The following is a 13471-nucleotide window of genomic DNA, read 5'->3' on the forward strand; positions in this document are numbered from 1 at the left end:
CTATTTACGAACTTTTTGGGCATCAAGTATACATTCGGCACGCTTGAGTTCTGTCTCGGAAGCATTCATAATGATTAAGTAATTACCTTGGGCAATCAGCGCGTTATAGGTATTAGCTTGCTTTTCTGTTATAGCTAGACCAATTAAGGCTCCAACTACTCCGCCAGCAGCCGTACAAATTCCACTACTAATCAGCGTAAAAATGACTGCACTGGTAAAGACTATTTGTCCAACGCCAGGCAATGACAACAACCCTAACCCCAAACAGAAACCAACTATTCCTCCGAAGCAATTACCAGCAAACCAACCTTTTTTTATTCCTAAGGTGGTTCCTGTAATCATCCTTGGATAAAACTGTTCGATCTGATATTCCATTTGTACCATTCGCCCATTTTTCTCGTTAGCTGTTATATCTTGCCCCACCAGAAAAATGTTAGCGAGGGGAAGCCCACTCAAAATCAAGGAATCTAATGCTTGTCCCGCTGCTTCTAAATCAGAAAATACGGCGATCACGCGGCTGCGTTGACTAGTAATCATATTTTGACAATCACATATTAACTTTGAAATCTGTATCTTAAGATTGACGATCAATTTTTCGTAAAATGAATTATGGCTCTATAGGTGCTTCGAGGAGCTTAAACATAATAAATGGCTTAATGCTTGTCATGGAGAACATTTCAGGTGTCGAAGATTTCCGATATTAAAACCATTGTGCATTAAGCATTTCTGAAACACCTATTGAGCCTTTATTTAAACAATCGATCTAAGAGAGAATTGAGTTCTCTCTAATTTTGACTAACTAGCAGGCTTTAAAGCATCCAATGCTAGATTCAACTTCAGTACGTTGACTCGTGGCTCTCCTAAAATACCTAACTGGCGATCGATAGTATTTTTACGAATCAAATCCTGAGTCTGCTCGAACGTAATTCCTCTTGCTTTCGCAACGCGAGAACTTTGAATATTCGCATTGGCAATTGAAATATCGGGGTCGAGTCCCGAGCCAGAGGCTGTTACCGCATCAACCGGCACTGCGACCTCAGCAGCTAGCCCATTTTCTTTGCGATAGGCATCTGCCGCATCTTTTACCCCTTTAATAAAACTATCGTTCGTAGGTCCACTATTGCTGCCGCTACTGTTGGCTGCATTGTAGGGAGCAGGGACTGTTTTGCCATTGCTATCGGTAGTACTGGTGGCACTTGGTCTCGGATGGAAGTACTCTGGCTTAGTGAAGTTCTGCCCGATCAATTCTGAGCCAACAATCTTACCATTTATCGAAATTAAGCTACCTTTAGCTTGATAGGGAAAAAGCACATTAGCGATACCAGTTGTAATCAAAGGATAGATCAGCCCAGTAATCAGGCAAAACCATATAGAAATCAGAATTGATTGTCTGACGAGAGAAATGAACGATCGCTGAGATTGAGCTTCCATATATTTAGCAAACAATAGAAAAATAGATAGATAAATAGATAAATCAGGAACTACTGAAACCTGCAAATTAGGATTCAGTAGTTAAGCTAAGCATAATCAGGAGAAAGTCTTTCCTGCTAACATTTGGAAATGTTCTGAGACAGGACCTAGGGCTAAGGTGACAAAGAAGGTCAGTCCACCAACGATAACAATGGTGGCAAACAAGAGCGAGCCAAACAAAAATGTATCGGTGGAAAGCGTACCCGCACTAGCAGGAACCTTAGGCTTGATTGCGAGAAAACCTGCGGCGGCTAGTAACGGAATGAGCGGACTAAAAAAGCGTCCAAAGAGCATAGCTAATCCCAAAGTCGTATTGAAGAAAGGCGTATTGGCAGTCAGTCCAGCAAAAGCAGAACCATTGTTAGCCGTAGTCGATACATAGGCATACAGCAATTCAGTAAGACCGTGGGGCCCTGCGTTGGCAAGACTTTTAAGTGCTTCTGGCCATACTAGAGCCAGTGCAGTGAATCCCAAAATTGAAACGGGATGCGCTAGTAGGGATACAGAGGCAAGCTTAACTTCCCTTGCTTCAATTTTCTTATTAAGAAGTTCGGGGGTTCTCCCTACCATGAGACCGACGAGAAACACCGTAATGATGGTGTATTGAATTAAATTGATCAGACCCACACCTTTACCGCCAAATACTACGTTTAGCATCATTTCGGAAATAGGCACAAACCCTCCCATGGGAGTGAGGCTGTCATGCATTGCATTGACACTACCAGTCGTTGCCGCAGTAGTAGTAACTGCAAATAGGCTGGTTTGGGCAATCCCAAAGCGGATTTCCTTCCCTTCCATATTGCCACCACTTTGCAAAGCGCTTACGGTTTGATCTACTCCCGCAAGTAGTGGATTGCCCGACTGTTCTGCTGGATAGGCAATCAGTAAAAACATAACGAACAGTGCTGAGAAGACACCAAAAAAGACCCATCCTTGCTTGCGTCGCCCTATTAACTTGCCAAAGACATAGGGTAAGGCAGAGCCAACAAACATCATCAAGAGAATATTGAAGGTGCTCGTCAGGGGAGTAGGATTCTCAAAGGGATGTGCTGCATTGACGTTGAAATAGCCACCGCCATTCGTTCCCAAGTGCTTGATCGATTCCAGACTTGCTACGGGACCGACGGCGATCGTTTGTGCTGCGCCTTCTAAGGTAGTGGCAACGGCGGCGGGATCTAACGTTTGTGGCATTCCCTGCCATACAAAAAACAATGCCAAGATTAGCGAAACTGGTAGAAAGATGCGGTAAATGCTGCGAGTAAAATCTACCCAAAAGTTTCCTAATTGATTAGCACTACTCTGAGCAAATCCTCGAATTGTTGCTATTCCCGCAGCTAGTCCCGTTGCCGCTGAGACAAACATGGGAAACTGAATCGCTAACATCTGGTTGAAATAGGAAAGCGTAGTTTCGCCGCCGTAGGACTGCCAGTTAGTGTTAGTAACAAAGGAGATCGCAGTGTTAAACGCCAAATCGGGGGACATTGCTGGATGAATGTTGTCAGGATTTAGCGGTAAAAAGTCCTGCAATCTTAAAAGAGCATAAATCAGAAGCAATTGTGCCAAGTTGGATAGAACCAATGCTTGGGCATAACGCTGCCAAGACATTTGCTCCCTTGGATTAATCCCTAACAAACGATAGGTTAGTCTTTCTAGGAGCCAATCCCGTTCTTCGGTGAAAGCTTTATAGATATAGTTGCCTATAGGGACAACCATCGCGATCGCGATAATTAAACAAATAATCGTTACTTGAGAGATGCCAAACAGCATAATATTTTTTTCCTTATAGCCAACTAAATGCTTTAATCAGTCCTAAAAAGCCCACGAAACAAACCAGAATCGTAGCTATATAGATTAGGTCGCCCATCTTTATTCATTCTCCAAATTAATTCTTCAAAAAAACTAGAAACGCTGGGGTTGAAACATAACTGCCAGCAAGTAGACTGCCAGTCCGACTGTAACTAAAGACAGTAGCCCGATCGCATAGGAATTGAGACGAGTAAGACCATTGCCGTCGGCAGCAGCATATACTGCTTGAGCTAGGAAAAGATTCAGGAATAGTGTCAGAAATATACGAAAAGAATTCGGATGTTTCCGCAGGTACAACTGCATATCTGAGATGAGTTTTGGTAGGGATTGAGAGTTCATAGCAGTTCAATAAAGAATAGAAATTACTAAGCAAGATGGACGGCTGTAATCAGCACATCGATAATCTTGATCGCGATAAAGGGAGCAATAATTCCGCCAAGACCGTAAATCAGAATATTTCTTGTAAGAAGCTGATCGGCTGAGAGGGGACGGAAAGCCACTCCCTTAAGTGCCAAAGGAATCAGAGCGGGAATGATGAGAGCGTTGTAAATTAGTGCTGACAAAATGGCTGACTGAGGATTTTTTAAGCCCATGACGTTTAGACTCTCTAACCCGATGCCAGTAAACATGGCAGGAATAATCGCGAAGTATTTAGAAATGTCATTAGCTACGGAAAAGGTCGTTAAGGCTCCTCTTGTAATCAGTAATTGTTTGCCAATAGTAACGATATCGATAATCTTGGTGGGATCAGAATCCAAATCCACCATATTCGCAGCTTCCTTTGCCGCTTGAGTGCCAGAGTTCATAGCTACACCAACATTAGCTTGAGCCAAAGCTGGAGCATCATTCGTTCCATCACCAGTCATCGCGACTAGTTTCCCTTCGGCCTGTTCTGCGCGAATCACCGCCATTTTGTCTTCAGGAGTAGCCTCGGCGATAAAATCGTCAACTCCTGCTTCCTCAGCAATTACCGAAGCTGTAATCTGGTTATCTCCTGTCAGCATGATCGTGCGAATACCCATTCGCCGCAACTGGTCGAACCGATCGCGAAGTCCTGGCTTGACAATATCCTTTAAGTAAATCACTCCATAGACATCACTACCTTTACAGACTCCCAAGGGCGTTCCACCTAATTTGGATACTCTTTCGTAGGCGGCATCTAGGTCGGCAGGAATATAGCCACCACGAGATTTTACAAACCCTTTGATCGCATCAACTGCACCTTTACGAACTTCAGTACCGTCTAGAAGATCGAGTCCACTCATTCTCGTCCGAGCAGAAAACTCAACCCCTTTAGCAGTAACGAGATCGACATCGGATTTAGCTCCTAACCTTTGGGCTAGAGCTACAATCGATCGCCCTTCTGGGGTTTCGTCAAATAAGCTTCCAATTAATGATACTTTTGCTAGTTCGGTTGAAGAATGTCCGCCAACAGGAATAAATTCATCAGCCAAGCGATTTCCTAAGGTAATCGTGCCAGTCTTATCTAAAATCAGCGTATTAATGTCGCCACAGGCTTCTACAGCTCGACCTGAGGTGGCAATCACGTTAAACTGGGCGACCCGATCCATTCCCGCAATTCCGATCGCGCTCAATAATCCTCCGATCGTAGTGGGAATCAAGGCAACCAAAAGCGAAATTAGAATTGCGATACTAACAGGAGTATTGGAATAAATAGCAATGGGAGGAACCGTCGCCACTACTACTAAAAAGATTAATGTCAGTACGGCAAGTAATACCGTAAGCGCAATTTCATTGGGGGTTTTAGTCCGCTCAGCACCTTCTACTAAGGCAATCATGCGATCGATAAAACCTTTACCGGGATCAGATGTCACCTTAACGATCAGTTCGTCAGAAATAATCCTTGTGCCACCCGTTACAGAACTCATAATATCCGTACCTGGCTGCTTTAGGACAGGAGCAGATTCCCCCGTAATTGCTGATTCGTCCACCGACGCAATTCCATCGATGACCTCACCATCAGCAGGGATAATATCTCCCGCAATTACCTTAACGCGATCGCCTTGACGTAGTTCGGTTGAATTAACCTCTTGAGTAGAGCCGTTTGGCAGAATCTTTCGAGCGATCGCATCGGTGCGAGTAGAACGCAGTGCATCTGCCTGAGCTTTACCACGCCCTTCGGCAACTGCTTCGGCAAAGTTAGCAAATAATACAGTAAAAAATAAAATGAAAGTAATCAATCCATTAAAGAAGTTTTGATTGTCTCCCGCCACGACACCAAAAATATTAGGATCGAGTGTCATGATGAAAGTGATAATTGTGCCAACCCATACGACAAACATGACTGGGTTTCTGACTTGAATCCTCGGATCGAGTTTAACAAATGCATCTCGAATGGCGCGCTGATACAAGCCACTCACATTGACTTTTGGAGTGTGCCTGCGAGATTCGCGGATACCGCCAGGCAGACGGGTAGGTGTAGAATTCTTTGAGGTTTGCATAAATACAACATCGGTAACCAATAGTTATTCGGAAAGAGCGCTAACCGAAAAATGAATTTGAAGCAAAAAGGTTTCTATTAAAAGTGATTGTTTTACTATTTCAAACACTTTTAATCAATAAACATACTGATTTCAATAACAGTTAATAGGCTTTAAATTTTTGATTCAAAGCCTGTAAAACCTATAGCAATCTCTTTGGGTATTGTTTCAGATTTAACCAAACCTCACAAGCTATAGAAGAGTATAATTTTTCGTTTAGCTAGTTATATACGAGTCATATATAACTAGCTAAACATCTAAACGCTAGTTATATATGACTCGTATATAACTAGCGTTTAGATTGGGTATATATCTAGATGTTTTAATTTAAACACTCGTTTAGATAAAAAATATATCTTTAACATTAATACGATCTAGATTTAATCTGGTATTTTGAAATAATCTTAAATTTATTTAGCAAAAATATTTAATTTTGATATTAAAATATCTAAAGAATCTCCATTTTGACATATCTCAATCAATCATAGGATTATTTGGAATTGTCATCGTACTGGAGTTTTTAACTCCATCAGACTATGTATTTGGCTATCTTTATACTGCTCCAATCCTACTAATTAACAATCGATTCGGGCGCATTGCTACATTTCAAGCAACGGCACTTGCCTGTTTTTTAACAATGCTAAATATCTGGATTCCTAGTTACGAGAGTAGAGTATCAACTATTTCCAGTCGTCTAATTGCCTGTCTGTCTTTGATTATGACTGGTTTTTTATGCGATCGCAATCGTTCGTTTCAGCAAACACTATTACAACAACAAGAAAAATTGCTAGCTCAAGAGAAGCTAGCCAGCGTAAGAGAAGATTTTACTTCTACTCTTACCCACGATCTGAAAACACCGCTATTAGGAGCAATAGAAACATTAAAAGCTCTCCAAAGGTCAGATTTTGGTCCGATCTTACCCACGCAAAAAAATGCGATCGCCACGATGATTCGGAGTCATCAGAATAGCTTGCAAATGATAGAAACTCTTCTAGATGTCTATCGCAATGATACGGAAGGAATTAAACTTCATCGCGCACCAATCGATCTAGTAAGTAATTCTGAAGAAGTCACAAGCACTCTAATGGAATTAGCAGCGAGTCGGCGCATTCATATTTCATTTCATTATGGCGACTCAGACTTTCGGCAGTTTCTTTGGGTTGATGGAGATGCGTTGCAACTTCACCGAGTATTTGCCAATCTATTAACTAACACAATTAACCATTCACCTCGCGGTAGTAAAGTGGAAGTTGTTTTTGAAGCTGGCTCCACCCATCATGTCTGTAAAGTACTCGATACAGGTCCAGGAATTACCTTAACTGAATTACCTTACTTGTTTGATCGTTTCTATCAAGGAAATAGCGATCGCCAAGCTAAAGGTTCTGGTTTGGGACTTTACCTAACCCGTCAAATCATAGAAGCACATGGTGGGTCAGTTTGGGCAGAAAATCGACATCCAAATGGAGCAATTTTTGGATTCCGTCTACCGATTTCTTCTTTATAATTATTTATACTTATTCAAAATGCTTGCAGATACTTTGCGGATTCTCTTAGTAGAAGATGACGAACTCTTTCGACTCGGTATACATACTTGTTTGCAACAAGAATCAGATTTCAACATTGTTGCTGAGGCTGAAGATGGTGAAACAGCTCTAGAAATTGCAAATCAGATACCTATTGATATCGTCTTGTTAGACATAGGTTTATCAGGAATTGGTGGTATTGAAACCTGCCGTCAGCTTAAACTACAACATAAAGATTTACCAATTCTTATACTAACTTCTCGAGTTCAGAAGTTATTAGTTTACCGTCTTATTGAAGTTGGAGCAAATGGGTATTGTCTTAAAGGAGTGACATCTGATTCCCTTATCATGGCAATTCGCTCTGTTTTAGCAGGTGCATCTTGGTGGGATTCGATTGCTACTGAGGAAATTAGGCTGGTTTTAAAAAATCAAACAGATGCAACTGGAATCTCAAATACAGAAATTAGCCAAAATCAGCAAGCTAGTAATTTGACTCAACGAGAGCAAGAGATCCTAGAGCTAATTGCAATCGACAAAACTAATAAAGAAATTTCGGTAATGCTTAATATTAGCACTGGCACTGTAAGTGTTCACGTTCATAAGATCTTGAACAAACTTAACGTCAGCAATCGATTCCAAGCAAAAAATACCTTACTAAAGAAAAATTTTATTGCTAAAGAACTAGGGCTTTCGGCACCATTAGATTAGAATGAAAAAATTGGTTAAAAAGTGTTTGAGAAGTTAGCATAGGCGTTTCTGATTTAGGTATGAATCAAGTATTCCTCAAAGTTTAGGAATCAGATTTAGGTTAATCCCCTAATTTCTGAAATTTGCCCTATTCATTCAACAACGCCATGTAAAATTAATAATGTTATTTTATTAAATGACACGCCAATTGGTGGGGCGACAACGATCAACTCTGGGATTAAATATGTTGTTGTTTACTAGATAACAGCTATTGATGAGGTAGCTAGACACTCATCCAGCTATAGATTTGACGATTGATAGCTAGTTGTCGCGACAGCTTGTGATCAGTAAAAATGACAGAGTTGATCGTTGTCGTCACTCGCCAATGTCGCGGTCGTTTGATAGTCAAGGGTTTTTATCGTGTCGCGACAGAATAATGTTGTGAAGTTGATGCGAAAGAGCAGTTCAGAATGAGACAGTAAAAATACGCCCAAACCGCGCGTAAGGCGATGAGTGTTTTAGAAAAAGTTTCATAAAGAAGTTTGGATCGTGAGGGAGAATGCTAATTCTATTGGCTCTATAGGTGTTTCGGGGAGATCAACCATGATAAATGGCTTAATGCTTTTAATGACGAGTGTTTCAGTTATCAAAGACCTCTGAGGCTAAAACTATTGCACATCAAGCATTTCAGCCATTTAAGCTAAAGTACCTCCCCGAAATACCTATTGAGCCATTCTATTATTTAGACTCATATTCAAATTTTCGGAGACTTGAGGACAGTTAACAGGAGAATCCACCAAGGCACTCGCAGATCAGGAATGAACTTAGCTCTGCTTTTAAGAGTTGAAAAAGCTTGCGCCAATAAAAATCTGAGGGAGCGTAAAGAAACAGGACGATGCTCATATTCATCAACTATTCCATAACGCGCCGCTAGTTCTGCCCCAATCTGCACTTTACCAGTTCTCTGCATCAAGTTCGAGTCATTACACAAAGCAGCAATTACCCTACCAACAAACAAAGGCGTTTCCCAATTAAACTTATCAGCGATCGCGCTAACACCAACATTACTCTCAGTACCCTCAAGGTTTTCTTCCGCCAACTGATGAAACTGCTCAGTGCCGACAATCCCCGGCCAAAGTGAAATCGAAGCAACATTAAACGGCTTGAGTTCAACTGCCATCTCAGCCGCAAGGCGATCGCAAGCAGATTTACCAGTACCATAGACAACGCCAAATATAGGAGCTAATCCACCCCAAGAAGAAATCGTCACGATTAAGCCTTGCTTGTGTTGAGCCATCATTTTCGCGGCAAAATGACTTGCCACATAGTGACTTCGCAAACCGACTTGATTACAAGCATCCCAAAGACTAAGATCTGCTTCCCAAAATGATTTACCCTTCGCATCTATTAGCGATCGCACGCCACCATAGGCATTATTCACCAACAGATCTAATTGTCCATTTTGTTCGCGATCGATTAGCTCAAATAGAGATGTAATCTGCTCATCATCACTGTGATCGACAGAAAGGGCAATACATATCCCACCTGCTTTTTCCACTGCGGCTTTAGTCTCTAATAAACTACCCGAAACAGAATCTGTAGAATTATCAGCATTCACACTGCGCCCCGTGATATAAACCAATGCACCTGCTTCACCCAAAGCAATGGCAATACCTTTACCAATTCCCCTTGATGCTCCTGTGACCAGAGCCACCTTACCTTTCAAATTTCCTGACATGAAAAATCATCTCTATTTTGCGAACTACTTTACAAGTATCGCTTACTAATGAATAGGCGATCTGTATAGCCAATCTTTTAGTATCTTTTAATTTTTTGTAATCTTTTACTTCAAAAATAGCTACAAGATAACCTGAATCTTCCCTAAGAAATATTTCCAGAAATTAATTGAGAACATTAAGCTGATAGAACTTACTAATAAGGTTAAGTAATCGCAGTTAGAAAGTTCCCAATATATTCTTTAAGAACGATCAATTTGTGCTTAAAGAATATTTGGGTGTCAAACACTATAGTCCAAAGAATTAACAAATAATTGTCCGACAAGGCAAGGATAGCAGCCTAAAACATCAAAAAATCCTTAAAAAGATCGATTTGGACGCATATTCCTTTACGAAAAACTTTACAAAATGTTATTTGAAACATGGAAAAACTAAAAATCACCCTCACCACAGCCGATTATCGTCAATGCGTAGCCCTTTGCCTAAAAGGGCATAGCCATGCCTCAACGATCAATCGCGCACAGGTATTACTAGCCCTGCATGACGGTGTGGATATCTCCGAAGTAATGCGAGTGCTGCGGGTCAAAAGAACCCGTCTCTGGCGATTGCGGAAGCAATATCTGCAAGATGGATTAAACGATGCTTTAGCAGATCGGCGGCGGCGATCGTGATGTTTCAAATACAGCCCAAATCGCCTGTGGGTATGACGTGTGGTTATTGACGAGAAAAGAACTATCGATCAGAATGCTCTTCAAAAGCAGAGCTTCAAGGGCAAGGCGATCGCCTTGCTGCCTGTGGCTTCTGCCTATCTATGCACCACGTCTGCACTTTTTCCTAGCGAAACACTATGAAAACCTATTCAATTAATTCCATGAGAATTACCCATAGTCCCCACCACAGGAAATTCCTCGACAAAATTCAAAGTCCTCAGATAGCCGCTTTGACCGCCGCAATTGGGGGAATCATCATGACCTTTACTTGCTCTAAAGGGATGTATCTCACAGCGCTACTTGCACTGATTGGTTTTCTGTTAGCCTTCCCGAAAGTATTGCTGACACTCTATGGCAAATTCGAGCAGATGATTCGGCATTACAAGTACAGTCCCGTTTTATTACTGGGCATAGCGATCGGCTTCCTGATTGGTTTGCTTTTGCTCTTTACAGTGGAGCCAGCCCAAGCCCAGTTTTTCAATAAGACCCAAACATGGATGACAGGTGCAATTCCTGGTATCAATACAGGACTAGTTGCCCTAATCTTCAATGTATTGCGAGCCTTGTTTGTAATCTATCTAGGGATTGGACTTGTGAAGGTGATTCAATCAGCCAGAAACGACGATGATTGGCAGCAAATGGCAAGAACACCATTGATTCTGGTGGTGACGGTGACAATGGGCGATATTTTGGCAGGCATTATCACGGGTGCAGCCTAGAGCTATGGCAGAAGAGTACAAATTTCGTAAGGTTAATGCCATTCTGGGAGCAAGTCCCAAGATTGGTCCATTTCCCACTGAGCTAATCATTCCTTGGGCAATCATCAGCTTTACCCTGTTCGTGATTTGCTATGTGGTGCTGAATCTGCCTTGGTTGTGGGTATTGCTAATCGTGGCATGGGGTGATGCGACATGGTGGATTTTGACAGGTTCAAAGCCCCATCGATTTTTATCAAAGTTTATCCCTGTACCGCGATGGACTCGCGGAGTTTATCAGTACAAGGGGATGCGTAAGCAGGAGGCAAGAAAGTATGCAGAGCGTTAAGCAGAAAAGATATCGCCATTTTGAAAAAGAGCTAGCCGTAGAATGTCTGCTCAAGTTCGAGCTACGCGGTCGCACTGTCAGTTGCTTTGTTCTCAAGCAGGGTCAATCGTCTCTGGAGTCCTTGCAGTTTGTATTTGGTTGGGAGTCCAAGGGGATTCATACGACGCTATCAAACGAGCAGGAGGAATCGCTCTTTGAGGCGATTCAGTCGGGCTTGAAAGATATTCCTGACGGTGAAAAGCTGACAGTGCATTTTGGTTCGGTTAGCTCCGACAGCGATCGCCAAAATCAGTTGCAAGAACTCTACGAACAAGCGGATACGCCGCAGCTCAAGTTTCTGGTGATGGGTGAAAAGCAAAGGGTGCAGGAGTTAGCCAAGTCAGGACTTCGCAAACCGAAATTCTTGAGGCTCTATGCTACCTATACCCTGCGCGGTTCCACTGCGGAAGGCAATGATGTGTTGGAAAAAGCGCTGGCTTGGATCCAGAGGTTATCGCAACAACTAATGGGTCAGGAAAAGGAAATCGAGCAGGAACGTCATGAGATTGCCTTTGCCAAGGCATTTACCGATGGTTTCTTGAACTGGGAACAGATTCTGGTTAATCGCATGGGTCTAGACCTGCGACCACTGACTGAGCAGGAACTATGGGAGCACCTCTGGCGGCAATTTAATAGCAGTGATGCACCACCGATTCCCCAATTACTGGTGATGTCCGATCGCGGTGTGGAGGAACGCATCAATACCCAAGTGCATCTGAAAACATTACTGCTAGAGCGTCCCGACTCGATTCCCTTTGCTGACAATGGCTTTGTGCATTTGAAGGGTGAATATATTGGCGTACTCACCTTCATGGATAAACCGGGTGGCTGGGCATCCAAGGGTAAACAGATGCGCTATCTCTGGGAAGCGATCGCCCGCGACTCCGTGGCAAATACGGAAGTATTCTGCCAATTCACAAGGGCAAATGAAACCATTGTCAAAGCGAATATGCAGAGGGTGACCAAGCAAAGCATTGTCTCGCAAGAGCAGTCGGCTTCCTTGAATAACATTAACGTCAATGCGTCGCTAAAACAGCAAAAAGCCGTCAAGGCTCAAGAAGCTCTTTATGAAGGCGCAATGCCCATTAACGTAGCTGTAGCAGTCTTAATCCGTCGTCCTAACCCGATCGCTCTCGATGATGCCTGTCGTTATTTTTGCAGTTGTTTCCAGCGTCCTGCTTGGGTAGAGCGCGAGACAGAGTATGCGTGGTTGATGTGGAAACAAACTTTACCCGTAACCGTGGGTAATCTGCTAGCTCAACCCTTCCCCCGTCGTCATGTTTATCTATCCGATGAAGCAGTTGCCTTTACAAGCTGTGTGATGCCCAGATCCGTCGATGAGACTGGCTTTGAATTGATTACGGAAGAAGGCGGAATGCCTTTATATATCGATGTGCGAAAGCATCGCAATATCGGTATCTTTGCCACTACCCGTGCGGGTAAGTCGGTATTGGTATCGGCGGTTTTGTCCCAAGCACTCTGCCATAATCAGCAAATTGTAGCGCTAGATTTCCCCAAGCCCGATGGTACGAGTACGTTTACGGACTATACCCATTTCATCGGTTCACTGGGAGCCTATTTCGACATTAGCAAAGAGTCCTCGAATCTGCTGGAATTGCCAGATCTGCGAGCCTTTGACCCCGAACAAGCCGAAGAACGGCTGCGGGATTTCAAATCCTTTGTGGAGTCGGCGCTGATGACAATGGTGTTCGGGGCAAGTCAGCACGACCTCTCCTCATCGGAAAGGCAACTGCGGCAATTGATTCGAGCTTTGTTAGTACCTGTGGTCAATGCTTTTTTTGACGATGAGCAGATTAAAGCCAGATACGACAAAGCGATCGCCGATGGATTCGGTACAGAGGCATGGAGCAATATGCCCACGCTGTCGGACTTTCTCGATTACTTTTTGACGGAGGGTAAAGCGGAAATTACCTCCGATGTAGCTGATAGCGAAC

Annotated in this window: 13 protein-coding genes; 7 read left to right on the forward strand and 6 right to left on the reverse strand. The window is 42.9% G+C overall.

The window, feature by feature from the left end:
- The 5 genes from PseudUWO310_RS19435 to kdpB form a co-directional block, all read right to left on the reverse strand.
- A complete protein-coding gene (locus PseudUWO310_RS19435; RefSeq protein ID WP_143122136.1) occupies positions 1-537 on the reverse strand; it encodes a hypothetical protein in 537 nt (178 codons plus the stop codon).
- Between the two features lie 258 nt (positions 538-795).
- Positions 796-1431, reverse strand: coding sequence for a potassium-transporting ATPase subunit KdpC (kdpC, locus tag PseudUWO310_RS19440; protein ID WP_143122146.1), 636 nt, complete (start codon positions 1429-1431; stop codon positions 796-798).
- A gap of 96 nt (positions 1432-1527) precedes the next feature.
- The gene (kdpA, locus tag PseudUWO310_RS19445; RefSeq protein ID WP_143122137.1) at positions 1528-3237 is read right to left on the reverse strand and encodes a potassium-transporting ATPase subunit KdpA; all 1710 of its coding nucleotides are present in this window, start codon (positions 3235-3237) and stop codon (positions 1528-1530) included.
- A 132-nt stretch (positions 3238-3369) separates the two neighbouring features.
- Entirely contained in the window at positions 3370-3615 is a 246-nt protein-coding gene (locus tag PseudUWO310_RS19450) for a potassium-transporting ATPase subunit F (RefSeq protein WP_223805762.1), read from the reverse strand.
- A gap of 26 nt (positions 3616-3641) precedes the next feature.
- Positions 3642-5738 carry a potassium-transporting ATPase subunit KdpB gene (kdpB, locus tag PseudUWO310_RS19455; protein ID WP_143122138.1) on the reverse strand — a complete coding sequence of 699 codons (2097 nt, stop codon included), beginning with the start codon at positions 5736-5738 and terminating at the stop codon, positions 3642-3644.
- A 472-nt stretch (positions 5739-6210) separates the two neighbouring features.
- On the opposite strand from kdpB, the gene PseudUWO310_RS19460 reads away from it, so the two are divergent.
- Positions 6211-7281: a sensor histidine kinase gene (locus tag PseudUWO310_RS19460; RefSeq protein WP_223805763.1), complete on the forward strand. Its 1071-nt coding sequence runs from the start codon at positions 6211-6213 to the stop codon at positions 7279-7281.
- Positions 7282-7300: 19 nt separating this feature from the next.
- Complete coding sequence (locus tag PseudUWO310_RS19465) at positions 7301-8008, forward strand: response regulator transcription factor (RefSeq protein ID WP_143122140.1); 708 nt, start codon at positions 7301-7303, stop codon at positions 8006-8008.
- 733 nt (positions 8009-8741) lie between these two features.
- On the opposite strand, the gene PseudUWO310_RS19470 is transcribed toward PseudUWO310_RS19465, so the two are convergent.
- Positions 8742-9725, reverse strand: coding sequence for an SDR family NAD(P)-dependent oxidoreductase (locus tag PseudUWO310_RS19470; protein ID WP_143122141.1), 984 nt, complete (start codon positions 9723-9725; stop codon positions 8742-8744).
- 420 nt (positions 9726-10145) lie between these two features.
- Here PseudUWO310_RS19470 and PseudUWO310_RS19475 point away from each other — a divergent pair, with 420 nt between their 5' ends.
- The 5 genes from PseudUWO310_RS19475 to PseudUWO310_RS19490 all read left to right on the forward strand — a co-directional run.
- Positions 10146-10394 carry a helix-turn-helix domain-containing protein gene (locus PseudUWO310_RS19475; RefSeq protein ID WP_143122142.1) on the forward strand — a complete coding sequence of 83 codons (249 nt, stop codon included), beginning with the start codon at positions 10146-10148 and terminating at the stop codon, positions 10392-10394.
- A gap of 39 nt (positions 10395-10433) precedes the next feature.
- Positions 10434-10574: a hypothetical protein gene (locus PseudUWO310_RS23050; protein WP_190316083.1), complete on the forward strand. Its 141-nt coding sequence runs from the start codon at positions 10434-10436 to the stop codon at positions 10572-10574.
- Positions 10571-11152 carry a hypothetical protein gene (locus PseudUWO310_RS19480; protein ID WP_143122143.1) on the forward strand — a complete coding sequence of 194 codons (582 nt, stop codon included), beginning with the start codon at positions 10571-10573 and terminating at the stop codon, positions 11150-11152. Before PseudUWO310_RS23050 ends, PseudUWO310_RS19480 begins: the two co-directional genes overlap by 4 nt.
- A 4-nt stretch (positions 11153-11156) precedes the next feature.
- Positions 11157-11477: a hypothetical protein gene (locus PseudUWO310_RS19485; protein ID WP_143122144.1), complete on the forward strand. Its 321-nt coding sequence runs from the start codon at positions 11157-11159 to the stop codon at positions 11475-11477.
- Positions 11464-13471 (forward strand): hypothetical protein (locus PseudUWO310_RS19490; protein WP_143122145.1); only part of this gene is annotated, 2008 nt, incomplete at its 3' end. The genes PseudUWO310_RS19485 and PseudUWO310_RS19490, both read left to right, overlap by 14 nt.

Source organism: Pseudanabaena sp. UWO310 (assembly GCF_006861605.1).
Taxonomy (GTDB): Bacteria; Cyanobacteriota; Cyanobacteriia; order Pseudanabaenales; family Pseudanabaenaceae; genus Pseudanabaena.